Origin of the sequence: Pseudoxanthomonas sp. CCNWLW251 (genome assembly GCF_037402255.1) — a bacterium.
Lineage (GTDB): Bacteria > Pseudomonadota > Gammaproteobacteria > Xanthomonadales > Xanthomonadaceae > Pseudoxanthomonas_A.
This window is the reverse complement of sequence record NZ_JBBEGA010000001.1, coordinates 634,941-659,884: the sequence shown is the minus strand read 5'-3', so window position 1 is coordinate 659,884 and position 24,944 is coordinate 634,941. Positions and strand designations below refer to the sequence as shown.

The 24,944-nt window shown below is 66.5% G+C and carries 27 protein-coding genes; 10 read left to right on the top strand and 17 right to left on the bottom strand.

Annotated features, from left to right (window positions below; translation table 11 throughout):
- Positions 1-89: 89 nt before the first annotated feature.
- From WBN46_RS03185 to WBN46_RS03175, 3 genes are read left to right on the top strand one after another with little or no spacing between them, the layout of a single operon-like run.
- Positions 90-560: a GFA family protein gene (locus tag WBN46_RS03185; protein WP_337730273.1), complete on the top strand. Its 471-nt coding sequence runs from the start codon at positions 90-92 to the stop codon at positions 558-560.
- Between the two features lie 51 nt (positions 561-611).
- A complete protein-coding gene (gene rlmB, locus WBN46_RS03180) occupies positions 612-1,355 on the top strand; it encodes a 23S rRNA (guanosine(2251)-2'-O)-methyltransferase RlmB (RefSeq protein WP_337730272.1) in 744 nt (247 codons plus the stop codon).
- A gap of 10 nt (positions 1,356-1,365) precedes the next feature.
- Entirely contained in the window at positions 1,366-2,556 is a 1,191-nt protein-coding gene (locus tag WBN46_RS03175) for a P1 family peptidase (RefSeq protein WP_337730271.1), read from the top strand.
- Positions 2,557-2,568: 12 nt separating this feature from the next.
- On the opposite strand, the gene WBN46_RS03170 is transcribed toward WBN46_RS03175, so the two are convergent.
- Positions 2,569-3,108 (bottom strand): XRE family transcriptional regulator, encoded by a 540-nt coding sequence (locus WBN46_RS03170; RefSeq protein ID WP_225590811.1) that lies wholly within the window; start codon positions 3,106-3,108, stop codon positions 2,569-2,571.
- A 115-nt stretch (positions 3,109-3,223) separates the two neighbouring features.
- On the opposite strand from WBN46_RS03170, the gene rhtA reads away from it, so the two are divergent.
- Entirely contained in the window at positions 3,224-4,111 is an 888-nt protein-coding gene (gene rhtA / locus WBN46_RS03165) for a threonine/homoserine exporter RhtA (RefSeq protein ID WP_337730270.1), read from the top strand.
- Between the two features lie 10 nt (positions 4,112-4,121).
- On the opposite strand, the gene rnt is transcribed toward rhtA, so the two are convergent.
- The 10 genes from rnt to pstS (WBN46_RS03115) all read right to left on the bottom strand — a co-directional run bounded on the left by rnt (position 4,122) and on the right by pstS (WBN46_RS03115) (position 12,960).
- Entirely contained in the window at positions 4,122-4,751 is a 630-nt protein-coding gene (gene rnt / locus WBN46_RS03160; RefSeq protein ID WP_225590812.1) for a ribonuclease T, read from the bottom strand.
- 211 nt (positions 4,752-4,962) lie between these two features.
- Complete coding sequence (locus WBN46_RS03155; protein ID WP_337730269.1) at positions 4,963-5,712, bottom strand: putative DNA-binding domain-containing protein; 750 nt, start codon at positions 5,710-5,712, stop codon at positions 4,963-4,965.
- Positions 5,705-6,556 carry a DUF692 domain-containing protein gene (locus WBN46_RS03150; protein ID WP_337730268.1) on the bottom strand — a complete coding sequence of 284 codons (852 nt, stop codon included), beginning with the start codon at positions 6,554-6,556 and terminating at the stop codon, positions 5,705-5,707. The genes WBN46_RS03155 and WBN46_RS03150 overlap by 8 nt, the downstream gene beginning before the upstream one ends.
- Before the next feature lie 60 nt (positions 6,557-6,616).
- Positions 6,617-7,027 (bottom strand): hypothetical protein, encoded by a 411-nt coding sequence (locus WBN46_RS03145; protein ID WP_337730267.1) that lies wholly within the window; start codon positions 7,025-7,027, stop codon positions 6,617-6,619.
- A gap of 149 nt (positions 7,028-7,176) precedes the next feature.
- Entirely contained in the window at positions 7,177-7,887 is a 711-nt protein-coding gene (phoU, locus tag WBN46_RS03140) for a phosphate signaling complex protein PhoU (protein WP_337730266.1), read from the bottom strand.
- A gap of 8 nt (positions 7,888-7,895) precedes the next feature.
- Positions 7,896-8,714 carry a phosphate ABC transporter ATP-binding protein PstB gene (gene pstB / locus WBN46_RS03135; RefSeq protein WP_192200611.1) on the bottom strand — a complete coding sequence of 273 codons (819 nt, stop codon included), beginning with the start codon at positions 8,712-8,714 and terminating at the stop codon, positions 7,896-7,898.
- The gene (gene pstA, locus WBN46_RS03130; RefSeq protein WP_298126221.1) at positions 8,707-9,558 is read right to left on the bottom strand and encodes a phosphate ABC transporter permease PstA; all 852 of its coding nucleotides are present in this window, start codon (positions 9,556-9,558) and stop codon (positions 8,707-8,709) included. Before pstA ends, pstB begins: the two co-directional genes overlap by 8 nt.
- Positions 9,558-10,529 (bottom strand): phosphate ABC transporter permease subunit PstC, encoded by a 972-nt coding sequence (gene pstC, locus WBN46_RS03125; protein ID WP_192200613.1) that lies wholly within the window; start codon positions 10,527-10,529, stop codon positions 9,558-9,560. Before pstC ends, pstA begins: the two co-directional genes overlap by 1 nt.
- A 111-nt stretch (positions 10,530-10,640) precedes the next feature.
- Positions 10,641-11,735, bottom strand: a complete 1,095-nt coding sequence (pstS, locus tag WBN46_RS03120) for a phosphate ABC transporter substrate-binding protein PstS (protein WP_337730265.1) — start codon at positions 11,733-11,735, stop codon at positions 10,641-10,643.
- A gap of 211 nt (positions 11,736-11,946) precedes the next feature.
- Positions 11,947-12,960: a phosphate ABC transporter substrate-binding protein PstS gene (gene pstS, locus WBN46_RS03115; RefSeq protein ID WP_192200615.1), complete on the bottom strand. Its 1,014-nt coding sequence runs from the start codon at positions 12,958-12,960 to the stop codon at positions 11,947-11,949.
- Positions 12,961-13,408: 448 nt separating this feature from the next.
- Here pstS (WBN46_RS03115) and WBN46_RS03110 point away from each other — a divergent pair, with 448 nt between their 5' ends.
- Positions 13,409-14,707 carry a porin gene (locus WBN46_RS03110; RefSeq protein WP_337730264.1) on the top strand — a complete coding sequence of 433 codons (1,299 nt, stop codon included), beginning with the start codon at positions 13,409-13,411 and terminating at the stop codon, positions 14,705-14,707.
- Between the two features lie 116 nt (positions 14,708-14,823).
- On the opposite strand, the gene nth is transcribed toward WBN46_RS03110, so the two are convergent.
- From nth to WBN46_RS03095, 3 genes are read right to left on the bottom strand one after another with little or no spacing between them, the layout of a single operon-like run.
- Positions 14,824-15,492, bottom strand: a complete 669-nt coding sequence (gene nth, locus WBN46_RS03105; RefSeq protein WP_337730263.1) for an endonuclease III — start codon at positions 15,490-15,492, stop codon at positions 14,824-14,826.
- Entirely contained in the window at positions 15,489-15,872 is a 384-nt protein-coding gene (locus WBN46_RS03100; protein WP_337730262.1) for a hypothetical protein, read from the bottom strand. Before WBN46_RS03100 ends, nth begins: the two co-directional genes overlap by 4 nt.
- Before the next feature lie 16 nt (positions 15,873-15,888).
- Entirely contained in the window at positions 15,889-16,671 is a 783-nt protein-coding gene (locus WBN46_RS03095; RefSeq protein WP_192200619.1) for an enoyl-CoA hydratase-related protein, read from the bottom strand.
- A gap of 162 nt (positions 16,672-16,833) precedes the next feature.
- Here WBN46_RS03095 and WBN46_RS03090 point away from each other — a divergent pair, with 162 nt between their 5' ends.
- The 3 genes from WBN46_RS03090 to WBN46_RS03080 all read left to right on the top strand — a co-directional run bounded on the left by WBN46_RS03090 (position 16,834) and on the right by WBN46_RS03080 (position 19,374).
- Positions 16,834-17,535 carry an FKBP-type peptidyl-prolyl cis-trans isomerase N-terminal domain-containing protein gene (locus WBN46_RS03090; RefSeq protein ID WP_142123851.1) on the top strand — a complete coding sequence of 234 codons (702 nt, stop codon included), beginning with the start codon at positions 16,834-16,836 and terminating at the stop codon, positions 17,533-17,535.
- Positions 17,536-17,710: 175 nt separating this feature from the next.
- Positions 17,711-18,514 carry a CoA pyrophosphatase gene (locus WBN46_RS03085; protein ID WP_337730261.1) on the top strand — a complete coding sequence of 268 codons (804 nt, stop codon included), beginning with the start codon at positions 17,711-17,713 and terminating at the stop codon, positions 18,512-18,514.
- Entirely contained in the window at positions 18,511-19,374 is an 864-nt protein-coding gene (locus tag WBN46_RS03080) for a sulfurtransferase (protein ID WP_337730260.1), read from the top strand. Before WBN46_RS03085 ends, WBN46_RS03080 begins: the two co-directional genes overlap by 4 nt.
- A gap of 12 nt (positions 19,375-19,386) precedes the next feature.
- Here the strand turns inward: WBN46_RS03080 and WBN46_RS03075 are convergent, their stop codons facing one another.
- On the bottom strand, positions 19,387-20,163 hold the full coding sequence (locus tag WBN46_RS03075; RefSeq protein ID WP_337730259.1) for an enoyl-CoA hydratase/isomerase family protein: 777 nt from the start codon (positions 20,161-20,163) through the stop codon (positions 19,387-19,389).
- Between the two features lie 59 nt (positions 20,164-20,222).
- Between WBN46_RS03075 and WBN46_RS03070 the strand changes: the two genes are divergently transcribed.
- On the top strand, positions 20,223-20,645 hold the full coding sequence (locus WBN46_RS03070; RefSeq protein ID WP_337730869.1) for a copper chaperone PCu(A)C: 423 nt from the start codon (positions 20,223-20,225) through the stop codon (positions 20,643-20,645).
- Positions 20,646-20,821: 176 nt separating this feature from the next.
- Here the strand turns inward: WBN46_RS03070 and WBN46_RS03065 are convergent, their stop codons facing one another.
- Positions 20,822-21,250: a thioesterase family protein gene (locus WBN46_RS03065; protein ID WP_337730258.1), complete on the bottom strand. Its 429-nt coding sequence runs from the start codon at positions 21,248-21,250 to the stop codon at positions 20,822-20,824.
- Positions 21,247-24,192 carry an excinuclease ABC subunit UvrA gene (gene uvrA, locus WBN46_RS03060; RefSeq protein WP_337730257.1) on the bottom strand — a complete coding sequence of 982 codons (2,946 nt, stop codon included), beginning with the start codon at positions 24,190-24,192 and terminating at the stop codon, positions 21,247-21,249. Before uvrA ends, WBN46_RS03065 begins: the two co-directional genes overlap by 4 nt.
- 436 nt (positions 24,193-24,628) lie before the next feature.
- Here uvrA and rplU point away from each other — a divergent pair, with 436 nt between their 5' ends.
- Positions 24,629-24,937, top strand: coding sequence for a 50S ribosomal protein L21 (gene rplU, locus WBN46_RS03055; protein WP_055935657.1), 309 nt, complete (start codon positions 24,629-24,631; stop codon positions 24,935-24,937).
- The last annotated feature ends 7 nt before the right edge of the window (positions 24,938-24,944 follow it).

Below are 24,944 nucleotides of genomic sequence, written 5' to 3'. Positions count from 1 at the left end.
GTGGGATGACGGGACCCTTGTCGTCGGGCGTTACAGGATGGGCGTGGTCCTGCAACGACATGCGCATCCCACGCCAGGAGCGTCAGCCCATGCCCATCCCGACCCACACCGGCGGCTGCCAATGCGGCGCGATCCGCTTCCGCGTCAGCGGCGAGCTGAAGGACGCTTCCATCTGCCATTGCCGCATGTGCCAGAAAGCATTCGGTGCGTACTACGCGCCGCTGGTGTCCACGCGCGGCGCGGTGCTGGCGTGGACGCGGGGCGAACCGAAGCGCTTCCACTCGTCCAACGTCGTCCGGCGCGGCTTCTGTGCCGACTGCGGCACGCCGCTGACCTATGAGGCGCCCGACGGCGTGGCGCTGGCCGCGGGGGCATTCGACGACCCCTCGGGATTGCCGCCGTGGGTGCAGTACGGGGTGGAAGGCAAGCTGCCGTACGTGGATACCCTGCCTGCATTGCCGCAGCGGCGCACCGAGGAAGACGAGGCGGCGGCCTTTCTTGCCGGAGTGGTGTCGTTCCAGCATCCCGACCACGACACGGCCGCGTGGCCGCCGCGCTGAGCGACCGGTCGGTGCGATAATGCCGGCCTTTCCAACGCGGCCGTACAGCGCATGAGCAAGCAGAACCAGTGGATCGTCGGCGTCAACGCGGTCGCTTCGGCCGTCGAGAACGATGCCGACAACGTGCGCGAGATCCTGATCGAGGGAGGCAGCAAGAACGCGCGCCTGACCGAGATCGAGGAGAACGCACGTCGCAAGGGCATCGACGTGCGTCGCGTCACCGGGCAGGCGCTGGACGGCGTGGCCGGCGCGTTGCGCCACCAGGGCGTGGCCGCGCGCTATGCCGCTGCCAGGACCTGGGACGAGAACGAACTGCAGGGTCTGGTGGAAGCCGCCGAAGGCAAGGCGCTGTTGCTGGTGCTGGACGGCGTGCAGGATCCGCACAATCTTGGCGCCTGCCTGCGCAGCGCCGCCGCGGCCGGCGTCACCGCCGTGATCATTCCCAAGGACAAGTCGGTCGGCGTCAACGCGACCGTGCGCAAGACGTCGGCCGGTGCGGCCGACCGCATCCCGGTTGTGCAGGTCACCAATCTGTCGCGTTGCCTGCGCGACCTGCAGCAGCTCGGCGTGTGGATCTATGGCCTGGCCGGCGAGGCGGATGCCTCGCTGTACGCCACCGACCTGCGCGGCAACGTGGCGCTGGCGCTGGGCGGCGAAGCCGATGGTCTGCGTCGCCTGACCCGCGAGCATTGCGACGGGCTGGTGAAGATTCCCATGCCCGGCGACATCGAAAGCCTCAACGTGTCGGTCGCGGCCGGCGTCACCCTGTTCGAGGCCGTCCGCCAGCGCCAGTAGAGGAGTCCCCATGTCCCGCACGCCGCATCCTTCGTTCCCTCGACTGGCGGCGCTGCTGCTGGGGCTGTCCTCGCTCACCGCCATCGCGCAGGAAGCGCCGCGCGTACGGGCCCGCGACCTCGGTGTCGCCCCCGGCATCTTCGCGACCGGCACGCACAATGCCATCACCGATGTCGCCGGCGTGCGCGTCGGACAGGTGACGCTGAAGGAAGGCGACACCGTGCGGACCGGTGTCACCGCAATCCTGCCGCATGCGGGCAACACGTACCGCTCGCGCGTGCCGGCCGCAGTGCATGTCGGCAACGGGTTCGGCAAATTCATCGGCAGCACCCAGGTCAACGAACTGGGCGAACTGGAAACCCCCATCCTGCTGACATGCACCCTGTGCGTGTGGAAGGCGGCGGATGCAATGGCGGCCTGGATGCTCGACAAGCCGGGCATGCAGCAGGTGCGTTCGCTCAACGTGGTCGTCGGCGAAACCAATGATGGCGGTCTCAACGACATCCGTGCCCGTCCGGTGACGGCCGAGGCGGTGCGGGGCGCGCTTGAAGCCGCCCATGATGGTCCGGTGCAGGAAGGCAGCGTGGGCGCCGGCACGGGTACGGTGGCGTTCGGCTGGAAGGGCGGCATCGGCACGTCCTCGCGCAAGCTGCCCGGTTCGCTGGGAGGCTGGACGGTCGGTGTGCTGGTACAAAGCAATTTCGGTGGCGTGCTGCAGGTATCCGGTGCGCCGGTGGGCCGTGAACTGGCGCGTTACGCCTTCCAGGATGCCGTCGCGGTGCGCGCTGCTGCAGGCCGCGGTCCTGCGGATGATCGCGGGGACGGATCGATCATCATCGTCATCGCCACCGATGCGCCGCTGGGCGACCGCAACCTGCGGCGCGTCGCCTCGCGCGCAATGATGGGGCTGGGCCGGACAGGCAGTTCGGCGTCCAATGGCAGCGGGGATTACATCCTCGCGTTCTCCACCGCCGAGTCGGTGCGGCGCGCCTTCGATGCGCCCCGGCTGGAAACCGCCGAACTCGCGAACGAGCAGATGAGCGCGGTATTCCAGGCCAGCGTGGAAGCGGTGGAAGAGGCGATCTACAACTCGCTGTTCATGGCCACCACCGTCAGTGGCAATGGCGAGACGGTCGAGGCGATTCCGCTGGACCGCGTGCGTGACGTGCTGCGCCGCCATGGCATTGCGCCCACGCGATAGTCCCGTGCGAGTTCAGTGCGCCACGTTGCGGATGAAGCGCAGCGGTGTGTCGCCGTCGTTGCGATAGGCGTAGTCGCGGTCGCTGGGGAATACGAAGAAATCGCCCGCATCGACCGCATGTTCTCCGTCGGGCAGTTCCACCACCAGCGTGCCTTCGATGACGAAGAACATTTCGTGCCATCCGCTCGGGTCGGCCGCCGAGGTGTAGCGGTCCCCGGGCATCAACGTCCAGGCCCACAGTTCCACGTCGTGGGTAGCCGGTGCGCTGGCCAGCAGCACGCCCTGCGAGCCCGGCGTGCGCCCGCTCCAGACCAGGGCTTCGATGCGGTCCCGGCTCGGATTGCCCGGCGCCTTCACCAGGTCGGCGAACGTCACCTCCAACGCCTCGGCGATCCGGTCGAGGGTATTGAGGCTGACATTGGCATCCCCGGATTCGATCCCGACCAGCATGCGGCGGCTGACGTCCGAGGCATCCGCCAGCGCCTGTTGGCTGAGGCCGGCTGCGGTCCGCAGGCGGCGGACGTTCTCGGCAACGTGTTCAAGTACGCTCATGGGCAGGGGTTGCGCATTATATTGCGCATCCGGTAAGCTTCGGTGTGCGCAATATAGTGCGCAATTCGTTCATCCTTCAAGCGCGGCGCTTCCGGCGTCCGCAGGTAGTGTCGCCATGTCGTCCCCGAATTCCCCCGCGCCCGCCCACTGGCAGCCGATCGCGCTGCTGCTCGTCGCCATGCTGTCCATCCAGGCCGGCGCGTCGATGGCGAAGAGCCTGTTCCCGGCGGTGGGTGCCACCGGCGCCACCGCGTTGCGGCTGGCGCTGGCGACATTGATCCTGGTGATGGTGTTCCGCCCGTGGCGGGCACATATCACGCGGGCGCAATGGCCGCTGCTGCTGTTCTACGGCGCCTCGCTGGGGCTGATGAACCTGCTGTTCTACAAGGCCCTGGAAACGGTGCCGCTGGGCATTGCCGTCGCGCTCGAATTCACCGGCCCGCTCGCCGTGGCGCTGTTCGGTTCCCGCCATCTGCGCGACGTCGTCTGGGTGGCGTTGGCCGTCGCCGGACTGGTCCTGCTGGTGCCGGAGCAGGGCGCCCAGGCAGTGGACCTCGTGGGGGTGGCGTACGCGCTCGGCGCGGGTGCGTGCTGGGCGATGTACATCGTGTTCGGCCAGAAGGCCGGCAACGCGCATGGCCCGCAGACGGTCGCGATAGGCAGCTGCATCGCCGCGGCGGTGGCGGTGCCGTTCGGTGTCGCGCACGCCGGGGCAGCGCTGCTGGCGCCCGCGTTGTTGCCCGTCGCGCTGGCGGTGGCACTGCTGTCCACCGCGATTCCCTACAGCCTGGAGATGGTCGCGCTGACGAAGATGCCCACGCGCACTTTCGGCATGCTGATGAGCCTGGAGCCGGCCATCGCCGCGTTGTGCGGCCTGCTGTTCCTGCACGAACGCCTGTCGATGCTGCAGTGGCTGGCCATCGCCGCGATCATCGTCGCGTCGGCGGGTGCCGCGATGACGGCACGTCCGGTCGTGGCGGCCGCCGGCAGCGGCCAGGGGTGATGCAGCGCGCTCAGCCCAGCGGGCGCGGCCACGCATTGGCGATCTTGCAGAACAGCCGCGCTGTCTGCTCGGCATCGTAGACGGCGGAGTGCGCGTCCTCCGCATTCCAGTCGAAGCCCGCCGCCTGCACCGCGCGCGCCAGCACGGTCTGGCCGTAGGCCACGCCGGCGAGCGTCACCGTATCGAACACGCTGAAGGGATGGAACGGGTTGCGCTTGTGCGCCACGCGCGTGACCGCCGCATTGAGGAAGTTCAGGTCGAAGTGGGCGTTGTGGCCTACCAGGATCGCGCGTTGGCACCCGTGCTTCTTTACCGCCGCACGCACGGGCGCGAAGACATGGTCCAGCGCATCCTTTTCCTGCTTGGCGAAACGGAACGGGTGGTCGAGGTCGATGCCGGTGACTTCCAGCGACTTCGGATCGATTTCGGTGCCGGGCGCCGGATGCAGGTGCACGCTGGCGGTCTCGCCGCAGACCAGCAATCCGTTTTCGTCCAGGTCCAGCGGCACCGCAGCCATTTCCAGCAGTGCGTGGCGGTTCCAGTCGAAGCCGCCGGTTTCCACGTCCACCACCACCGGCAGGTAACCGCGGAAGCGCTGGGCCATCGGAGTGATGCGGGTGGGTTCGGTGGCGTTTTCCATGTGGGAAAGGGTAGCAGACGGCGTGGCGCTTCTTCTGCTGGAAACCCAGCCGCGAGCTCGCAGTTGCAGGAGCGACGTGAGTCGCGACCGCACACGATCGGCGTTCCGGTTCTCCCGGATCTTCGCGTAGCGGGCATGCGACACCTGCCTGTCGGACGGCCACGCGTGCGTCCCGGGTCTGCGGTCGCGACTCACGTCGCTCCTACAGAAGTCAGGGACGCGTACCCAGCAGCGTGCCTTCTTCACGCATACGGGAAAGCATGGCGCCCCCCTGGTCGACGAAGGCGGGCAGGTCACCCACGCCCGCTTCGACCGCGAGTTGCCGCAGCGCATCGCCACCGCTGCGACCGCCTTCGCCCAGCAGTTCCATCAGCCGGTACACCAACGGCGAGATGGCCGCGAATCTCACCCGGTGGCCGGCATCACGCCGGACGAGCAGGAAGGTCGGTTCGGAGGGCGCGGTGTCGGGCAGGTAGTCCGGTCCGATGCGGTGCACCGGCCATTGATAGGCGAGCGCCCATGCGAAAGGCGATACCACCGGCTCACCTGTGACAAGGTCGCCGTCCGGCACGTGGGGTGGCACGGCGTCATCGGCGATCTGCAGCGCCAGTTCGACCCATTCGTAATGCGCCAGTTCGCGCAGCCACGCGGGCAGTGAGTCGTTGCGCCCGGCACGTGACTCCAGGTAACGGATGAACTCGCGCGCCACTTCCGGAAACAGGGGCGTCCTGCTGCGGTGTTCGGCATAGAACTGCCGTACCAGCATGCACCAGGCATCGTCACCCAGGGTCTTGCGGATCACCGGGAAGTTGCCGGCCAGCAGGCTTTCGATGTTGTTGAAGAACAGGTCGCGATAGACCGCCAGCCGGCGTGCCTCGATGCCCGGTGGTGGCGGATGCGCCGAGGGATCGCGCAGGTGGCGCGACAGGGCGAATTGCTGGTCGCGCAGCGCGTCAGCCATGCAGCGCGTGTCCGTCGGAGGTCGCGTGCGCCGATTGCAGGTGACGGATGCGCTGGAGTTCCGCAGCGAGTTCGGCCAACGGAGGGAAATTGAAATCGCGCTCCAGCAGGGTGGGGCGCACGCCGTGCGTCGCATAGGCCAATGACAGCAGCGACCACACGTCGTCCTTCACCGGCGCGCCATGCGTGTCCACCTTGAGGTCGTCGGCTTCGTCGTAGTGGCCGGCGATGTGGTACGAGGCGATCCGCGCCGACGGCATGCGCGCCAGGAAACCACGCGCGTCGTAGCCATGGTTGATCGCGTTGACGTAGATGTTGTTGACGTCCAGCAGCAGATCGCAGTCCGCTTCGGACAGCACCGCGATGATGAAGTCGGCTTCGTCCATTGCCTGGTAGGGCGCGGCGTAGTAGGAGACGTTCTCCACCGCGATGCGCCGGCCGAGGGCGTCCTGTGCCTGGCGGATGTGCGCCGCGACATGCCGCACCGCTTCCTCGGTGAAGGGAATCGGCATCAGGTCGTACAGGTGGCCGTCGTCGGTGCAGTAACTCAGGTGTTCGCTGTACAGCGCCACGCCGTGCTGGTCGAGGAAGCGGCGCGTGCGGGCGAGGAAGGTATCGTCCAGTGGTGCAACGCCGCCGAGCGACAGCGACAGGCCGTGGCAGGTCAGTGCATGGCGCGAGGACAAGGTCTGCAGCGCTTCACCGTAGCGGCCGCCCACGCCGATCCAGTTGTCCGGCGCGCATTCGAGGAAGTCGAACGCATCCGCCGGCGCTGCCAGCAGTTCGTCCAGCAGTGCGCGACGCAGGCCGAGGCCGGCGGAAGGGGCGGGCAGGGAGCGGTTCATTGCGACACGGCGACGTCCCGCCTTCCGGAGAAGACGGGACCGTCGTTCAGTGCGGACGGATCAGCCTTCGGTCTTCTTGTCGGCACCGCACTTGCCTTCGCCACACTTGCCTTCACCGCACTTGCCCTCGGCGCCCTTGGCACCGGCGTGCGCCTTGTGCTCGGCCGCGTCGATGAAGCCGTCCTTGTTGGTGTCGATGTCGGCGAACTTTCCGGCCTTGTCGGGATGCGCGGCGGCGAATTCGGCCTGCGAGACCTTGCCGTCCTTGTCGGTGTCGGCCTTGGCCATGCCGCACTTGCCTTCGCCGCATTTACCCTCACCGCACTTGCCTTCGCCCGCCTTGGCGGCCTCGGGTGCGGCCAGCAGGTAACCCTGCGCCAGTGGTTCCATCGCGAAGCTCGAACCGGCCAGCAGGATGCCGCCCGCCAGGGCTACGGCGATGGTGACGGGCTTGGTGGTGTTCTTGGACATCGTGGTCTCTCCCGGGAATGTGCGGGGTATCCGCACCAACGTGGCGGGATTGTAGCCGCGGGACGTTAGCGGTTCGTGTGGGCAGGGGGCTGGAACGGAAACGCCCCGCAATGGCGGGGCGTTCCGGGTGCTGCGGTGCGGCGAAAGCCTCAGATGACGCCGGTGGTGCTGGTCTCGTCGCGCTTGTCGCGCGGGGGCAGCGGTTGCTCGCCATGCACCAGGAACCAGACGTTCTCGGCGATGTTGGTGGCGTGGTCGCCGATCCGCTCCAGGTTCTTGGCCATGAACAGCAGGTGGGTGCACGGGGTGATGTTGCGCGGGTCTTCCATCATGTAGGTCAGCAACTCGCGGAACAGCGCGGTGTAGTGCGCGTCCAGCTCGGCGTCGCGCGCGCGGACCTGGACGGCCTGTTCGGCATCGCCGTTCTGGTAGGCGAGGAGCACGTCGCGCACCTGGCGCGCCGCCAGCTTGCCGAGCGCGCGCAGGCCGGTGATTTGCGGCATCGGCGGCGACACGTTGAGGGCGATCGAACGCTTGGCCACGTTGGCCGCGTAGTCGCCGATGCGCTCGATGTCGGCCGGGATGCGCAGGCCGGCGAGGATCTCGCGCAGGTCGCGCGCCATCGGCCCGCGCAGGGCGAGGTGCATCACGTCGTGGCTGACCTGGTGCTCGATGGCGTCGATGGCTTCGTCGTTGGCGATGATGCGCTGGGCGGCCTTGTCGTCGCGGCGTTCGACCACGTCCAGCGCGGCCTCCAGCTGGGCGACGGCAGTCTCGCCCATGCGCACGATCTCGGCCACGATGCGGCGCTGTTCTTCGTCGTAGCTCTTCACGATATGGTCGTTCGGTTGGGTGTTCATGGGCGTCCTCAGCCGAAACGGCCGGTGATGTAGTCTTCCGTCTGCTGCTTGCCGGGGTTGGAGAAGATCGTCGACGTGACGTCGTGCTCCACCAGCTCGCCCAGGTACATGAAGGCCGTGTAGTCGGACACGCGCGCGGCCTGCTGCATGTTGTGCGTCACGATGGCGATGGTGTACTGGTGCTTCAGTTCCTCGATCAGCTGTTCGATCTTGCTGGTCGAGATGGGATCCAGCGCCGAGGTCGGCTCATCGAGCAGGATCACGTCCGGGCGCAGCGCCACGGCGCGCGCGATGCACAGGCGCTGCTGCTGGCCGCCGGACAGGCCCAGCGCGCTCTGCTTCAGCTTGTCCTTTGCCTCTTCCCACAGCGCGGCCTGGCGCAGCGCCTGTTCGACGCGCACGTCCATCTCGGCCTTGCCCAGGCGCTCATGGTGGCGGATGCCATAGGCGACGTTCTCGTAGATCGTCATCGGGAACGGAACGGGCTTCTGGAACACCATGCCCACCTTGCTGCGCAGGCGGTTCATCGGGTACTTGGCGTCCAGGATGTTTTCCCCGTCCAGCGACACCACGCCGGTGGCGCGCAGCTTGGGATAGAGCGAATAGATGCGGTTGAACACGCGCAGCAGCGTGGACTTGCCGCAACCGGACGGACCGATCAGCGCCGTCACGCGCTTCTCGGGGATCTCCAGGTTGATGTTCTTCAGGGCGTGGTAGTCGCCGTAGTAGAAGTCCAGGTCCTTGGCGGCCAGCTTCACCTTGGCCTGCGCGCTGTGCTCGTCGTGGCGCTGGGTGGCAACGACCGAAATGCGGGCCGCGTCATTCATGGGTCACCTTGTTTCGAAGAAGGATGGTTCGCGCAGCCAGGCTGAGCAGGAGGACCAGGGCAGTCACCAGGAACGCACCGGCCCAGGCCAGCGAGTTCCACGAGTCGTAGGGGCTCATGGCGTACTGGAAGATCACCATGGGCAGGTTGGCCATCGACTGGTTGAGGTCGGTGCTCCAGAACTGGTTGTTGAAGGCGGTGAACAGCAACGGTGCGGTTTCGCCGCTGATGCGCGCCAGTGCCAGCAACACGCCGGTGACGATGCCCGGCAATGCAGAACGCATCAGCACCTGCGTGGTCACCTTCCACTGCGGCACGCCCAGCGACAGCGCCGCTTCGCGCATCTGCTGCGGCACCAGCCGCAGCATCTCGTCGGTGGTGCGCACGATGACGGGCAGGGCGATGAATGCCAGAGCGACCGCACCTGCCCAGGCCGAGTAGTGGCCCATCTGCGCCACCATCACGGTGTAGATGAAGAGGCCCAGCACGATGGACGGTGCCGACAGCAGGATGTCGTTGACGAAGCGGACCGTTTCGCCCAGCCAGTGCTTGTTGGCGTACTCGGCCAGGTAGGTGCCGGCGGCCACACCGATGGGCGTGCCCAGCAGGATGGCCAAGAGGCTCATCACCACGCTGCCGAACAACGCGTTCGCCAGGCCGCCGGGTTCGTTCGGCGGCGGGGTCATCTGGGTGAACAGGTCCAGATTGAGGCTGCTCATGCCCTTGGTGATCGTGGTCCAGAGGATCCAGACCAGCCACATCAGGCCGAAGATCGCAGCCGCGATGGACAGCGTCAGCGCGACGCCGTTCTTGACCTTGCGGAAGGTGTACAGGGACGTGGACATCAGTTGCCCTCCCGCTTGGCCAGCTGGCGTAGCATCAGGCGGGCGATGGCCAGCACGATGAAGGTCAGCAGGAACAGAGTGAAGCCCAGCAGCAGCAGCGAGCCCTTGTGCAGCGGGTCGGTGGCCTCGGCGAATTCGTTGGCGATGGTGGAGGCGATGGACGTGCCCGGCTCCAGCAGCGCCGCGCTGATCGTGTAGGCATTGCCGATCACGAACGTCACCGCCATGGTTTCGCCGAGTGCACGGCCCAGGCCGAGGAACACGCCGCCGATCACCGCCGAGCGCGTGTACGGCAGCACCACGTCCCACACCACTTCCCACTTGGTGGAACCCAGCGCGTAGGCCGACTCCTTCAGCCGGCCCGGCACGGTCAGGAAGACCTCGCGCATGACCGACGACACGAACGGGATCACCATGATGGCCAGCACCAGCCCGGCGGTCAGCATGCCGATGCCGAGCGGCGGGCCGGACAGCACCGCGCCGATCAGCGGCAGCTGCCCCAGGTTGTCGTTGATCCACGGGTAGACGTGTTCGCTCAGCTGCGGCGCCAGCACGAACAGGCCCCACATGCCGTAGATGATCGAAGGAATGCCGGCCAGCAGCTCGATCGCCATCCCGACCGGGCCGCGCATCCACGCAGGCGCCACTTCGGTCAGGAACACCGCGATGCCGAAACTCACCGGCACCGCGATCAGCATGGCGACGCCGGCGCTGACCAGCGTGCCGAACACCGGCACCAGGGCGCCGAATTCGCGCGTGCCGACATTCCATTCGGTGCTGGTGAAGAAGCCCAGGCCGAAGGTCTGGAGGGCTTCGCGACCGCCCCACAGCATCGACAATGCGGCTGCGATCAGCGAGATCAGGACGAACATGCCGGCGCCGGTCATGGTCCAGCGGAACAGCTTGTCGGCACGCGCGTCGCGCGTGGTACGCACATCCGACAGGGAAGCGGGGAGAGCGGTGGCGTTCATGCAACCCGGGAGATAGGGGGGAGGGGCTGGTGCGAAGTGTTCAAGTGCACGTTGTCGCGGTTACCGCGTGATGACACCGGGCCGCTCATGGGGCGGCCCGGCGCGTTCCCTTCAGAGCTTGATTTCGGCGGCCCAGTACTTCTCGATCTGTCCTACCAGCTCGGGCGGCAGCGGCACGTAGTCCAGTTCGTTCGCCTGCGCCTGGCCCTGCTCGTAGGCCCACTTGAAGAAGTCCAGGGTGTGCCTGGCTTTCGCGGCATCCTTCGGCTGCTTGTAGACCAGGATGAAGTTGGTCGCCGTGATCGGCCACGCCTGTTCGCCGGGCGCATTCGTGATGACCAGGTTGAAGTCCTTGGCATTCGCCCAGTCGGCGCTGGCCGCCGCAGCGGCGAAGCTCTCTGCCGTGGGCTGCACGAACTGGCCGGCCGCATTCTGCAGCGACGCGTACGACATGTTGTTCTGCTCGGCGTACGCCAGTTCGACGTAGCCGATGGAGCCCTTCAGCTGGCGCACGTACGCCGCCACGCCTTCGTTGCCCTTGCCGCCGACGCCGCCGGGCCAGTTGACGCTCGTACCTTCGCCGACCTTCGTCTTCCACTCGCCGCTGACCTTGGACAGGTAGTTGACGAAGTTGAAGGTGGTGCCCGAGCCATCCGAGCGGTGCACGGTATTGATCTTGCCGGCCGGCAGGGTCACGCCCGGATTGAGCGCGGCGATGGCCGGATCGTTCCAGGTCGTGATCTTGTGCAGGAAGATGTCGGCCAGCACGGTGCCGCTGAGCTTCAGCTGCCCGGGCTGCAGGCCTTCCACGTTGATGACGGGCACCACGCCGCCGATGACCGACGGAAACTGGCCCAGGCCAGCCTGCGCCAGCTCTTCGGACGACAGCGGCTTGTCCGACGAACCGAAATCGACGGTCGCGGCCTTGATCTGCGCGATGCCGCCGCCCGAACCGATGGACTGGTAATTGATCTTGGCGCCGGTGGCCTTGTTGTAGTCGGTCGACCAGCGGGCCATCAGCGGGTAGATGAACGAGGCGCCGGCCCCGGTGATCTCGGCGGAGATCTTCTGCGCACCTTCGGTCGCTGCCGGGGTGGCCTCATTGCCTGCCGTCGCGGCGGGTGCGTCGGTCTTGCCGCCGCAACCGGCGACGAACAAGGCGGTTGCCAGGGCCAGCGTGGCCAGGCGAGCGTTACGGACGTGCATGGGATCTCCGGACGTGTCGTTTGTGATCCACGCTATGAAATGATGTTTTTGTTACAGCGTGATGACATGGCGGTCTCGCACTGTCATGCGACAGGACGTGCCTGTTCGTGCGCCAAAAAAAGGCGGGCCCGAAGGCCCGCCCGGGTGATGCAGGCGCGGGAGGAACGCCGCATCGGGCCGGCACGGGGAGAGACCGTGCCGGCGGGTGCGATCAGTACTTCAGGTTGGCCTTCCAGTAGGTCTCGATCTGCTGCACCAGTGCCGGCGGCAGCGGCACGTAGTCCAGCGACTTGGCCTGGGCGTCGCCATTGGCGTAGACCCAGCGGAAGAAGTCGCGGGCGTCCTTGTTGCCCTTCTTCGGTGCCTTGTACATCAGGATGAAGTTGGTGGCGGTGATCGGCCAGGAGTTCGCGCCCGGGGCATTGGTCATGACCAGGTAGAAGTCCTTCGACTTGCCCCACTCGGCGCTGGCGGCGGCGGCGGCGAAGGATTCCTCGCTGGGCTGCACGTAGTTGCCGGAGGCGTTCTTCAGGCTGGCGTAGGCCATCTTGTTCTGCAGCGCGTACGACAGTTCGACGTAGCCGATGCCGCCCTTGATCTGCTTCACGTAGGCCGCGACGCCTTCGTTGCCCTTGCCGCCCACGCCGGTCGGCCACTGCACGGAGGTGCCTTCACCCACCTTGGTCTTCCACTCCGGGCTGACCTTGGACAGGTAGTTGACGAAGTTGAAGGTGGTGCCCGAACCGTCCGAACGACGGACCACCGTGATGCGCTGCGCCGGCAGCGTCAGGCCGGGGTTCAGCGCGGCGATGGCGGGATCGTTCCAGGTCTTGATGGTGCCCAGGAAGATGTTGGCCAGCGTGGGGCCATCCAGCTTCAGCTGGCCCGGCTTCAGGCCGGCCACGTTCAACACCGGCACCACGCCGCCGATCACCGACGGGAACTGGGCCAGGCCGTACTTGGCCAGCTCTTCAGGCTTCAGCGGGGCATCGGAAGAACCGAAATCCACCGTGCCGGCCTTGATCTGCGCGATGCCGCCACCCGAACCGATGGACTGGTAGTTCACGCGGTTGTTGGAAGCCTTGGCGTAGTCGGCAGACCACTTGGTCATCACCGGATACACGAACGATGCACCGGCGCCGGTCACGTCGGCAGCGAACGCCTGCGCGGAGAAAGCAGACGCCAGCGCCAGCAGCGCCACGCGGGATTTGATCGAGTTCAACACGGAAGTCTCCTGGGAGAAGGCAGGGTGAAAGGCACAGGCGTGCCCGTTGGGTGGCCATTCCACGACGTTTGTGTGACAGCCCCGTGTCGTGATTGCGACAGTCGCGTGACGGAATCCGGGCGGCCCATGCGTGGTCGCCACGTGCAACCTCTCCGTGACTGTGGGCGAGCGGAGCGGGGGGAGGGATCGGCCACCGGACGCGACCCGTCCCGCCATCCGCTTCCTTTCTATATATGCGGCTGACCACCGCGGAGCCGCTGGCGGGCGTGGTCGCCGTCTCGCTGTCACACGACGGTCATGAAACTCACATGTGACTGCAAGATTTCACTCCCATCCTTTAGCGCATCTTTGACGGGCGCTTAATGATTTCCGAAGGTGAACTCGGAAGTGAAGCACGGCGTCCACGAAGCCAGCGTCCTTACTCCTACTTCCACTCGGAGAGTCACCCATGCGTTATTCCCTCCTGGCTGCCGCGCTTGCCGTTGCCATGGGCAGCACCAGCTTTTCGGCCGCCGCTGCCGACAACCGTGACCAGCAGATCGCCGAACTGAAGGCGCAGCTGGAAGCCATGCAGACCAAACTGCTGGAACTGGAAGAACGCACCGACGCGCAGTCGGACGTGAACCTGGACACGGCAGCGCAGCTGGACAAGCTCAACACCGGCTCGCCGAAGATCGACACCAAGGGCGGCATCAAGGTGACCTCGGCCGACGGCAAGTTCGAGGCCACCGTGGGCGGCCGCATCCACTTCGATACCTATGCCTTCGATCGCGATCTCGCCAGCACCACGGGCACCACCGAGTTCCGTCGCGCGCGCCTGACCCTGGGCGGCAAGGCTTATGGCTGGGAATACAAGCTGGAGCAGGACTTCGGCGCCGGCACCAACCTGGACGGTCTGCGTGATGCCTATATCGCCAAGTCGGCGCTGGGTGGCAAGTTCACCATCGGTCACTTCAAGCCGTACCGCGCGATGGAAGAACTGACCAGCTCCAACGAACTGCTGATGATGGAGCGTCCGTTCGCCTCGGCCACCGGTCTGTTCAGCAGCCGTCAGTTCCAGCAGGGCGTGGGCTACCTGCGTGCCGGCGAGAACTACACCGCCGGCGTCAGCGTGTTCAACCTGCGCGGCGCTGCGGGTGCACGCAACGAAGGCGTCGGCTCGGCCGGCCGCGTGACGTTCGCGCCGATCAACAACGACAACAACACCCTGCACTTCGGTGCGTGGTACAGCTACGAGAACGCCAACAACGGCTCGGACAACCTGGCCGCCACGTTCAACTACGCCGGCCGCCGTGGCCCGTCGCAGGCCATCGCCACCACCACCGGTGCGAGCCGCAATCAGGTGACCGCCTACGCGCTGGAAGCCGCCGGCTCGTTTGGTCCCGCGTTCTTCCAGGCCGAGTACGCCGATGCCACCTTCGGCCAGCCGCTCGGTCGCGACCAGGACGTGACCAGCTATTACGTGCAGGGCAGCTTCATGCTCAACGGTGGCCACAAGGGCTACAAGGCGGCGACGGGTGTGTTCGCATCGCCGAAGTACGTCGACAAGGGTCTGTGGGAACTGACGGCGCGCTATGACTATGCAGAGAACGAAACGCTGAACCGCGAGGTCACCAGCTGGATCGTCGGCATGAACTACTACGTCAACCCGAACCTGCGCTTCATGTTCAACTACACGCAGGGCGACAACGAAGTCACCGGCGACGAGACCGCCCAGTACGCGCTGCGCACGCAGTTCAGCTGGTAAGCACCGCACAGGCTGCAAACGAAAAACCCCGGGCATGTCCCGGGGTTTTTTCATGTGGAGGGTCGCTCCCACAGAAGATTGCCTCCGAGGCCTGCGGCGAACATGTCTGCCGGCGCTCACCCGGGCAGCGTCTTGTCCTTGAAGCGGCAGAGGTCGCGGATCACGCATTGCGGGCAATCCGGTTTGCGCGCCTTGCAGACGTAGCGGCCATGCAGGATCAGCCAGTGATGCGCGTCCTGCATGAACTCCGCCGGCACCACCTTCACCAGCCTGTCCTCCACCGTCCGCACGTCCTTGCCCGGTGCAAGCCCGGTCCGGTTGGCGACGCGGAAGATGTGCGTGTCCACCGCCATGGTGGGCTCGCCGAATGCCGTATTCAGCACCACGTTGGCGGTCTTGCGGCCCACGCCGGGCAAGGCTTCGAGTGCCTCGCGCGAACGTGGCACTTCGCCGCCGTGTTCGTCGAGCAGGATGCGGCAGGTGGCGATGACGTTCTTCGCCTTCGCGTTGAACAGGCCGATGGTCGAGATGTACTTCTTCAGCCCATCCTCGCCCAGCGCCAGCAAGGTCGCGGGCGTGTTGGCCACGGGGAACAGGCGCCGGGTTGCCTTGTTGACGCCCACGTCGGTCGCCTGCGCGGACAATGTCACTGCGACCAGCAATTCGAACGGCGTGCTGTATTCCAGCTCGGTGGTCGGCTTCGGGTTGAGCTCGCGCAAGCGCGAGAAGAGCTCCACGACTTCCGCGCGCGTGAGCGTGGGACTGCGCCGGGGCGCACGCGTCATCGCTTCGACCTGTCGGCTGCCTTGGCCTTGGCACGTGCCAGGATCGCCGCAGCGCTGGCAGGCAACGCAGGGCGCTCCGGGGCAGAGGACGCGGTGTCCGTGCTGGCAGGGACGGCCGCCAGGCGTCGGGCTTCGCGTTCCTGTGCGCGCCGGGCCAGGCGCACCTGCCGCAACCGGTAGCGGCGGCGGGCGTCCCAGGCGGTACGCAGCCGCGCCTGCGCCTGCATCACGGGCGCGATCACTCCTGCATCGTCACCCGTGCATCCGCAGGCAGTAAACGTCATCAGGCCCGCCTCGATCGCGCCATCGACATCGTCTGCCATGAGCAGGGCATGCAGCGACCGCGCGAGGTCGCACGCAGGGCAGGGACAGGGAGTCATCGCGATGCCCCGCCGCTCAGCGCCCGGTGAAGGCCGGCTTGCGGCGTTCGATGAAGGCACGCGTGCCTTCGCGCATGTCATCGGTGGCGAACATCAGGCCGAACTGCGCGGTTTCGTACTGCAGCCCTTCTTCGATGCCGCACTCGCCGCCGACATTCACGGCATCGAGCGTTGCGCGCAGTGCAAGCGGCGCGGACGCGGCCAGTTGCGCCGCGACCTTCGCCGTCTCGGCCTCCAGCTCCGCCACCGGCACCACGCGGGTGACGATGCCCAGCTGCAGTGCACGCTCGGCCGTAACCGGGGCACCGAGCAGGCAGAGTTCCAGCGTGGCCGAACGCCCGGCCAGGCGCAGCAACCGCTGGCTTCCACCGAAGCCCGGGATCAGTCCGAGGTTGATCTCGGGTTGGCCTACCTTGGCCGTATCCGCCGCAATGCGGAGATGGCAGGCCATGGCCAGTTCCAGCCCGCCGCCCAGGGCGAAGCCGTTCACCATCGCGATGACCGGCTTGGGCAGCGTCTCGATGCTGCGCATCAGTTTCTGGCCGCGCAGGGAGAAATCGCGACCCTCCGTGGCGCGCAGGTCTGCCATTTCGGCGATGTCGGCGCCGGCGACGAACGCCTTGGGGCCGGCGCCGGTCAGCACCACGACTCTGACGGCCGCATCGGCAGCTGCTGCGTCGAACGCCGCCTGCAGCGCATCGAGCGTGGCGGCATTGAGGGCATTCAGCTTGTCGGGGCGGTTCACGGTGATGCGGCGGACACCTTCCGCATCGGTAACGAGGACGAGACTGTCGGGCATGGGTTTTCTGCGGTGAATTGTAAAATTTGAGTGAAGCGGGAACTCTGCCCTGAAGGCCCGGTCAGACCAGCCTGTCGTCAGTGGCGGTTAAGCGCCCCGGCGGCTATCCTAGCGCGTCCATTTCCAGGCGGTATGCCGCCGCCCAATCCGGAGAGTGTGTTGATGAAGGTGCGTTCGTTAGTGGTCGCAGTTGCGGCATTCGCCATGGCCGGTAGCGCCCTGGCCCAGGACGTCTCGTCCGAGAAGGGCAAGTTGAGCTACTACTTCGGTTACGACTATGGCAACAATCTGGCCGAGCTGACCGCACGTGGCGAACAGCTGGACATCAATTCGGTGGTGAAGGGCCTGCAGGATGCCTACGCCAAGCAGAAGCCGGCGCTGACGTCCGAGCAGCTCAAGCCCGCCCTGGAAGCCTTCCAGAAGCGCGAGCAGACCCGCGCTCAGCAGGCCAAGGCCGAGTACGACAAGGTGGCGGCCGAGAACAAGACCAAGAGCGACCAGTTCATCGGTACGTTCAAGGGCCAGCCGGGCGTGAAGTCGCTGGCCAGCGGTGTTCCCTACAAGGTGCTGGAGAACGGCAACGGTGCCAAGCCGACCCAGGCCAGCACGGTTGAACTGCTGGTGTCCGGTCCGTATCCGTTCGGCCAGCGCCCGGCCGAGGCACGCCCGGCGCAGCAGATGAAGGACCTGAAGGTCAGCGCCGTCGAGATGCCGGCCATGCGCGAAGCCCTGCTGCAGATGCCTGCAGGCGCCAAGTGGGAAGTCGCCCTGCCGCCGGACAAGGCCTATGGTGCTGATCCCCGCACCGGTTTCCCGCCGAACGTGGCGGTGGTCTTCGAGATCAAGCTGGTCAGCGTCAAGTGACGCAATGACGCGTCCGCGCACCGCGCGGGCGCCCCGGTCATTGCATCATCCCCGCGCAGGCGGGGAGCCCAGTGGCTGTCAACACCACGTTCCGTCTGCGCCGGCCTTGTGCCGGCGCAGTGCTTTTCAGCGGCGGGCAGCGTTTCCGCGCTACGCTCCGCAGGTGCCAGATGAAATGAATACCGCTTTCCGCGCCGTGCTCAGCCCATGCATCGGCGTCTGTACGTTGGACGACGAGGGGCTCTGCGAAGGCTGTCTTCGCACCACTTCGGAAATCGCGCGCTGGTCGCAGATGAACGATGACGAACGCTTGCGTCTGATGGAGGCCGTGCTGCCGGCCCGCGAGCGGGCGCGCGTGCCGCTGGAACAGCGTCTGCGCGAAGGCGGCGCCCTGCGCCGCGCCCTGCATCCGCTGGGTGCCATGCCGGCCGAGGCGGGCTGGAACCACGATGATCTGGTCGACCTTCTGCCGCCGGGACCATTGGCCGAAGCGGCCGTGCTGGCGGGACTGATTCCCCGCGAGGAGGGCACCCAGGTGCTGCTGACCCGCCGCACCGATGGCCTGCGCCACCACGGCGGGCAGGTGAGCTTCCCGGGCGGCCGCATTGAGCCGACCGATGCCGATGCCATCGCGGCGGCCTTGCGCGAAAGCCATGAGGAAATCGCGTTGCCGGCGTCGCAGGTGACGCCGCTGGGCTTCCTCGATCCATTCACGACGATCAGTGGATTCCGCGTGGTGCCGGTGGTCGCGTTGATCGATCCCGCCTTCGTGCCAGTGCCCGAACCGAATGAAGTGGCCGATGTGTTCGAAGTGCCGCTCGACTACCTGCTGTCGCCGGACAACCTTCGCCGCGTCGAAGTCGACTATCGCGGGCGCCGGCGCGTCGTGCTTGAGTACGCGTGGCCTGGACAGCGCATCTGGGGCGCGACGGCCGCCATCCTGTTCAACCTGCGGCAACGGCTGGAGCAGCTTGCATGAATACGAACTGGAACACCTTGGTCGATGCGCCTGCGTTGTCCGCCGTTCTCGGCGATCCGGGAGTGCGGCTGGTGGATGCGCGTTTCGTGATGCTCAATGCGGCACCGGATGCGGGCCGCCAGGCCTATGCCCAGTCGCACCTGCCCGGCGCGGTGTACGCCGACCTGAATCTCGACTTGTCGGATCTGTCGAAGGTCGGTGAGGGTCGCCATCCGTTGCCCGACAGCGACGTGCTCGCCCGCAGGTTGGGCGAATGGGGGATCGGGCCGGAACACCAGGTGGTGGTCTACGACGCCGGCGACGGCAGCATGGCGGCCGCGCGCCTGTGGTGGTTGTTGAGGCTGATGGGGCATCCGCGGGTAGCGGTGCTGGATGGAGGATTGGCCGCATGGCGTGTCATGGGTGGAGAGGAAACCGCCGAGGTTGCCGCACCTCCACCTGTCGCGGCGTATCCGTCGCGTATGGATGGCCGTCAGCTCGTCAGTGCGGACGAAGTCCTGGACCGGTTGGACGAAGACAGTGGTTGGCTTGTCGATGCGCGGGCGGCCGAGCGCTTCCGTGGCGACGTCGAACCCATCGATCCGGTCGCCGGGCATGTGCCGGGCGCGCTCAACCGTCCGTTCGCACAGAACCTGCGCGAGGGCCGTTTCAAGCCGACGGAGGAGCTCCGCCTGGAGCTGTCTTCGCTGCTGGGTGCGCGCGCTCCTGGCGACACTGTGTTGATGTGCGGATCCGGCGTGACGGCTTGCCACCTGCTGCTCGCCTTCGAACACGCCGGCCTGCGCGGTGCGCGGGTGTATCCCGGTTCGTGGAGCGGCTGGATCAGCGATCCATCGCGTCCTGTCGCCCGCGGCGACTGACGGCGTGACGCCTCACTTCTTCAGCTTGTCCACCAGAGCGCGCAACGCCTGCTGCGTATCGGGCGCATGCCATGCATCGACGAAGCGTTCCAGCTGGATCAGGGAAGGGTCCAGGGCCTCGACCAGGTCGCGGCGGGCGAGGGCGCGCGTCTGCAGCATCGGGTGGTGCGGCAGGCCCAGCAGTTGCTGCAGCCAGGCCACGGAACGGGCGACAACCCCCTGCTGATCGACCAGTTCGTCCACCAGGCCGATGTCGATCGCACGTTCGGCGGGCACCATTTCGCCCGCGACCAGCAAGCGTTCCGCGCGGTAGTTCCCGACCACGCGACGCATCAGGCGCTGGATGCCCTCCGGTACCACCAGCCCCACCTGGGTCTCGTTGAGACCGAGCGCGAAGGGACGGGCGGGATCCGCGCTGCGCGCCATCACGCGATAGTCGCAGCACAGCGCCAGGACGCAGCCGCCGGCCGGGGCGTGACCGGTGATGGCCGCCACCACCGGTACGCGTGATTCGGCCAGCGTGCGCGCCGCTCCGAAGAATGCCTGCCAGGCATCGAGAAGCGCCTTGCGGTCGTCGCCCAGCGAGAGCAGATAGGGAACGTCCATGCCGGCAGAGAAGATCTTCGGGTTGCCGGCCAGCACGATGCCGCGCGCGCCATCGTCCATCGCGTGGTTGACCGCCTCGATCAGTGCGCGGCACAGGTCGGTATTCAAGGCGTTGACCGGCGGCCGGGCGAGGCGGATCTCGCGGATGTCGCCGTGATCGGTGGTGTCGATGAGCGCCGTCATTCATCCTCTCCCTGAAGTCAGGCCAGTATCATAGGCGCATGAACCGTCGCTCCGGAACGATCCGCCTGTCCGCGCTGTTGATCGCCTGCATGGGCTCCGCCAACGCGGCGGAGTGCCTGCCCGTGGTGAAGGGGGCCTGGGTACGCCTGCCACGGGTCGCGATGCCGATGATGGCGGGCTTCGCCCGCATCGAGAATCCCTGCGCGAAGCAGGTGAGCGTCACCGGTGCCGAAAGCCTGGCCTTCGCCGACGTGTCGCTGCACGAGACGCGCGAGGAAAACGGCGTCAGCCGCATGCGCGAAGTGGCCACGCTGCCCATCGCGCACGGCAAGGCCGTCGAACTGAAGCCCGGCGGGCTGCATCTGATGCTGCATGGCCCTTACGCGCCGATAGCGGCTGGCGAGAAAGTCGTGATCACGCTGAGGCTGGCCGACGGGCGTTCACTGCCCGTCGCGTTCGACGTGCGCAAGACCGCGCCCTGAGCGCGTCGATTCCTATAGGAGCGACGTGAGTCGCGACCGCGGACCTGAAGCGACGCGGCAGAACCGGAAGCATGGACCAGCGTAGACGGAAGCAATTGGATAGCCTTTTGCATCCGCTGTCCCAGGAAGATTCCGGTCGCGACTTACGTCGCTCCTGCAGGGGGCCAAGAGCGCCGTTATTCCGACACCGCGCGGATCGCCGCCGGCAGTGGCGCGCTGTGGCCGGTCTGCGTGTCCATCCACACCACCACCACGTTGCCGTCGGAATACAGCACGCTGTCGTCCTTCGCCGACACGATGCGGTGGCCGATGGTCACGCTGCTGGTGCCCAGGCGGTCGACGTAGAGTTCCACCACCACGTCGTTCGGCCAGGTCAGCGGGCGCTTGTAGTTGATGTTGTTGGCGGCCACGACCGGTGCGATGCGGTCCGTCATCGACACGTCCGGCACCGTCAGCATCCAGCGCACGCGTGCTTCTTCCAGGTACGAGATGTACTTGGCGTTGTTGACGTGGCCCATGCTGTCCATGTCGCGCCAGCGCACGCTGATCGGGATCTTCGCCAGCAGTTTGCGGCCAGCGTCGTTGGCATCGGGAGTGGCGCTCATCGTGCGGCCTTCTTCGTCGTGGACTTGGTGGTTTTCTTGGTGGCGGACTTGCGCGGGGGTAGCACGTCAGGCTTGGCGACCGCGGCCGGCTTGCTGGCCTTGGGCATCTTCGATTCCGGCAGCAGCTTGGCGAGGAAGTGTCCGGTGTGCGAACCGGGATGCGCCGCGATGTCTTCCGGCGTGCCGGTGGCCAGGATCTGGCCGCCGCGATGGCCGCCTTCCGGCCCCAGGTCCACCACCCAGTCGGCGGTCTTGATGACGTCCAGGTTGTGCTCGATCACCACGATGGTGTTGCCGTCGTCGCGCAGCTTGTGCAACACGGCCAGCAGGTGCTCGATGTCGTGGAAGTGCAGGCCGGTGGTCGGCTCATCCAGGATGTACAGCGTGCGGCCGGTGTCGCGGCGCGAGAGTTCCTTCGACAGCTTCACGCGCTGCGCTTCACCGCCGGACAGCGTGGTCGCGCTCTGGCCCAGTTTGATGTAGCTGAGGCCCACGTCCATCAGCGTTTCCAGCTTGCGCGCGATCGACGGCACCGGCTCGAACAGGGTCAGCGCATCCTCGACCGTCATTTCCAGCACGTCGTTGATGTTGTAGCCCTTGTAGAGGATTTCCAGTGTCTCGCGGTTGTAGCGCTTGCCGTGGCAGACATCGCAGGGCACGTACACGTCGGGCAGGAAGTGCATCTCCACCTTGATCATGCCGTCGCCCTGGCAGGCCTCGCAGCGGCCGCCGCGCACGTTGAAGCTGAAACGTCCCGGCGAGTAGCCGCGCGCGCGCGACTCCGGCACCTGCGCATACAGTTCGCGCAGCGGCGTGAACAGCCCCGTGTAGGTCGCCGGATTGGAACGTGGTGTACGGCCGATCGGCGACTGGTCGATGTCGACGACCTTGTCGAACAGGTCCAGGCCGGTCACTTCACGGTACGGTGCCGGCTTGTGCGAGGCGCCGTTGATCTCGTTGGCGGCCAGCGAGTACAGCGTGTCGTTGATCAGCGTGGACTTGCCCGAACCCGATACGCCGGTGATGCAGGTGAACAGCCCCGACGGGATGTCCAGGTCCACGTCCTTCAGGTTGTTGCCGGTGGCGCCGCGCAGGTGCAGCGTCATCTTCGGGTTCGCCTTATGGCGCGCCTTCGGCACTTCGATCTGGCGCTTGCCGGACAGGTACTGTCCGGTCAGCGAGCGCGGCGACTTCAGCAGGTCGTCCAGGGTGCCCTGGCCGACGATCTCGCCGCCGTGCACGCCGGCACCCGGTCCGATGTCCAGCACGTAGTCGGCCATGCGAATGGCGTCCTCATCGTGCTCCACCACGATCACGGTGTTGCCGAGATCGCGCAGGCGCGTCAGCGTACCGAGCAGCCGTTCGTTGTCGCGCTGGTGCAGGCCGATGCTCGGCTCGTCCAGTACGTACATCACGCCGACCAGGCCGGCGCCGATCTGCGAGGCCAGGCGGATGCGCTGCGCTTCACCGCCGGAAAGTGTGTCGGCCTTGCGTTCCAGCGTCAGGTAATCCAGGCCCACGTCGACCAGGAATCCCAGGCGTTCGGCAATTTCCTTGACGATCTTGGTGGCGATCTCACCGCGCCAGCCGGGCAGGTCGAGGCCGCGGAAGAACGCCAGGGCTTCGTCCACCGGCAGTACCACCAATGATGGCAGTGGACGGTCGGCGACGAACACGTTGCGCGCGGACTTGTTGAGGCGTGCGCCCTGGCAATCGGGGCAGGGACGATCGCTGATGTACTTCGCCAGTTCCTCGCGCACGGCCGGCGATTCCGTCTCGCGATAGCGGCGTTCCAGGTTCGGCACGATGCCCTCGAAGCGATGCTTGCGCTGTGTGCGCCCGCCCGATTCGGTGAGGTAGGTGAAGGTGATCACCTCTTCGCCACTGCCATACAGCACCGCCTGCTGCACTTTCTCCGGCAGCGACTGCCACGGCGCGTCGGTGTCGAACTGGTAATGCTTGGCCAGCGATGCGATCAGCTGGAAGTAGTAAGCATTGCGACGATCCCAGCCGCGTACGGCACCGGCGGCCAGCGACAGCTCCGGATGCACGACCACGCGCGAGGGGTCGAAGAACTGCGCCACGCCCAGGCCGTCGCACGTGGGGCAGGCGCCGACCGGCGAGTTGAACGAGAACAGGCGCGGTTCCAGTTCCGGCAGCGAGTAATCGCAGACCGGGCAGGAATATTTCGACGAGAACAGCAGCGGGGCCGCATCGGGCTGGTCGAGCGACATCACCTGCGCCATGCCGTCGCCCAGCTTCAGCGCGGTCTCGAAACTTTCCGCCAGACGCTGCTTGAGGTCTTCGCGCGGACGGAAGCGATCGATCACCGCTTCGATGGTGTGCTTCTGGCGCAGCGCCAGCGGCGGCACGGCGTCGATCTCGTGCAACTCACCATCGACGCGAACGCGCACGAAGCCCTGCGCGCGCAGCTGGTCGAACACCTGCGCATGTTCGCCCTTGCGCTCGCGGATCACCGGTGCCAGCAGCATGTAGCGCTGCTCGCCGTCGAGGGCCAGCACCTGGTCGACCATCTGGCTGACGGTCTGCGCCTCCAGCGGATAGCCGTGGTCCGGGCAGCGCGGCAGGCCGACGCGGGCGTACAGCAGGCGCAGGTAGTCGTAGATCTCGGTGATCGTGCCGACCGTCGAGCGCGGGTTGTGGCTGGTCGACTTCTGTTCGATCGAGATCGCCGGCGACAGACCTTCGATGTGGTCGACATCGGGCTTTTCCATCACCGACAGGAACTGCCGCGCGTACGCGGACAGCGATTCCACGTAGCGGCGCTGACCCTCGGCGTAGATGGTGTCGAACGCCAGCGACGACTTGCCGGAACCGGACAGGCCGGTGATCACGATCAGCTTGTCGCGCGGCAGGTCGAGATCGATGTTCTTGAGGTTGTGGGTACGGGCTCCGCGGATGCGGATGAAGTCCATGGCCATCGGGTGGGGGGATCCGGAAAGCGAACAAGGAAGCGTAGCGATCTGCCTAAGTGGGGGCAAATAGCGCCATTGCCAGCGAAGCAGCGGGTTCGGGTGGGCGCTCAGTCAGCCGGGCAGCCGGTCGGGTGGGCCAGGCTGCCGCCGTGCCCGCGACCGCCGTCCGCAAGCAGGGCCACGGTGGGGGCGATCCATCCAAGTCATTGATCTACAATGGTCCGCCCCGTTGCCGGCGGGGCCTGTTACCGCCATCAGCCGCCAGTCTGCGCGCCAATGCGGACATTCCCTGTCCGTGAAGAAAGTCCCCGGGGAGCCGGAGGCTGGTCGGGGGTGGGGAGCGGGTTGACCGTAACTCGCTGAATCCACTAAAATTCCGCTTCTGTCCGCCCTCGATGGCAGGCAGGCTCCAGAAAATAACTACAGAAACCAAGGAATCCACATGTACGCAGTCGTAGTCACGGGCGGTAAGCAGTACCGCGTGATGAAGGGCGAGACGCTCCGCGTCGAGAAGCTCGAAGCCGAAGCCGGCAACGAGCTCACCTTCGACAACATCCTGATGCTGGGCGATGGCGAGACCATCAGTCTGGGTGACGCCCTGAAGGGCGCCACGGTCACCGCGAAGGTCGTCGGCCATGGCCGCGCCGACAAGGTGCGCATCATCAAGTTCCGCCGCCGCAAGCACCACATGAAGCGCCAGGGTCACCGGCAGCATTACACCGAAATCGAAATCACCGGCATCAACAAGTAAGGAGAAG

Excerpts from the sequence above, each read along its gene's own strand:
- WBN46_RS03090 (WP_142123851.1), top strand. The coding sequence starts at position 16,834 with ATGAAGGTGCGTTCGTTAGTGGTCGCAGTTGCGGCATTCGCCATGGCC.
- pstC (WP_192200613.1), bottom strand. The coding sequence starts at position 10,529 with ATGAACGCCACCGCTCTCCCCGCTTCCCTGTCGGATGTGCGTACCACG.
- WBN46_RS03080 (WP_337730260.1), top strand. The coding sequence starts at position 18,511 with ATGAATACGAACTGGAACACCTTGGTCGATGCGCCTGCGTTGTCCGCC.
- rhtA (WP_337730270.1), top strand. The coding sequence starts at position 3,224 with ATGTCGTCCCCGAATTCCCCCGCGCCCGCCCACTGGCAGCCGATCGCG.
- pstB (WP_192200611.1), bottom strand. The coding sequence starts at position 8,714 with ATGAATGACGCGGCCCGCATTTCGGTCGTTGCCACCCAGCGCCACGAC.
- WBN46_RS03175 (WP_337730271.1), top strand. The coding sequence starts at position 1,366 with ATGTCCCGCACGCCGCATCCTTCGTTCCCTCGACTGGCGGCGCTGCTG.
- rplU (WP_055935657.1), top strand. The coding sequence starts at position 24,629 with ATGTACGCAGTCGTAGTCACGGGCGGTAAGCAGTACCGCGTGATGAAG.
- pstA (WP_298126221.1), bottom strand. The coding sequence starts at position 9,558 with ATGTCCACGTCCCTGTACACCTTCCGCAAGGTCAAGAACGGCGTCGCG.
- phoU (WP_337730266.1), bottom strand. The coding sequence starts at position 7,887 with ATGAACACCCAACCGAACGACCATATCGTGAAGAGCTACGACGAAGAA.
- WBN46_RS03100 (WP_337730262.1), bottom strand. The coding sequence starts at position 15,872 with ATGACTCCCTGTCCCTGCCCTGCGTGCGACCTCGCGCGGTCGCTGCAT.
- pstS (WP_337730265.1), bottom strand. The coding sequence starts at position 11,735 with ATGCACGTCCGTAACGCTCGCCTGGCCACGCTGGCCCTGGCAACCGCC.
- uvrA (WP_337730257.1), bottom strand. The coding sequence starts at position 24,192 with ATGGCCATGGACTTCATCCGCATCCGCGGAGCCCGTACCCACAACCTC.
- WBN46_RS03110 (WP_337730264.1), top strand. The coding sequence starts at position 13,409 with ATGCGTTATTCCCTCCTGGCTGCCGCGCTTGCCGTTGCCATGGGCAGC.
- rlmB (WP_337730272.1), top strand. The coding sequence starts at position 612 with ATGAGCAAGCAGAACCAGTGGATCGTCGGCGTCAACGCGGTCGCTTCG.
- rnt (WP_225590812.1), bottom strand. The coding sequence starts at position 4,751 with ATGGAAAACGCCACCGAACCCACCCGCATCACTCCGATGGCCCAGCGC.
- WBN46_RS03085 (WP_337730261.1), top strand. The coding sequence starts at position 17,711 with ATGAATACCGCTTTCCGCGCCGTGCTCAGCCCATGCATCGGCGTCTGT.
- WBN46_RS03095 (WP_192200619.1), bottom strand. The coding sequence starts at position 16,671 with ATGCCCGACAGTCTCGTCCTCGTTACCGATGCGGAAGGTGTCCGCCGC.
- WBN46_RS03155 (WP_337730269.1), bottom strand. The coding sequence starts at position 5,712 with ATGGCTGACGCGCTGCGCGACCAGCAATTCGCCCTGTCGCGCCACCTG.
- nth (WP_337730263.1), bottom strand. The coding sequence starts at position 15,492 with ATGACGCGTGCGCCCCGGCGCAGTCCCACGCTCACGCGCGCGGAAGTC.
- WBN46_RS03170 (WP_225590811.1), bottom strand. The coding sequence starts at position 3,108 with ATGAGCGTACTTGAACACGTTGCCGAGAACGTCCGCCGCCTGCGGACC.
- WBN46_RS03150 (WP_337730268.1), bottom strand. The coding sequence starts at position 6,556 with ATGAACCGCTCCCTGCCCGCCCCTTCCGCCGGCCTCGGCCTGCGTCGC.
- WBN46_RS03075 (WP_337730259.1), bottom strand. The coding sequence starts at position 20,163 with ATGACGGCGCTCATCGACACCACCGATCACGGCGACATCCGCGAGATC.
- WBN46_RS03185 (WP_337730273.1), top strand. The coding sequence starts at position 90 with ATGCCCATCCCGACCCACACCGGCGGCTGCCAATGCGGCGCGATCCGC.
- WBN46_RS03065 (WP_337730258.1), bottom strand. The coding sequence starts at position 21,250 with ATGAGCGCCACTCCCGATGCCAACGACGCTGGCCGCAAACTGCTGGCG.
- WBN46_RS03145 (WP_337730267.1), bottom strand. The coding sequence starts at position 7,027 with ATGTCCAAGAACACCACCAAGCCCGTCACCATCGCCGTAGCCCTGGCG.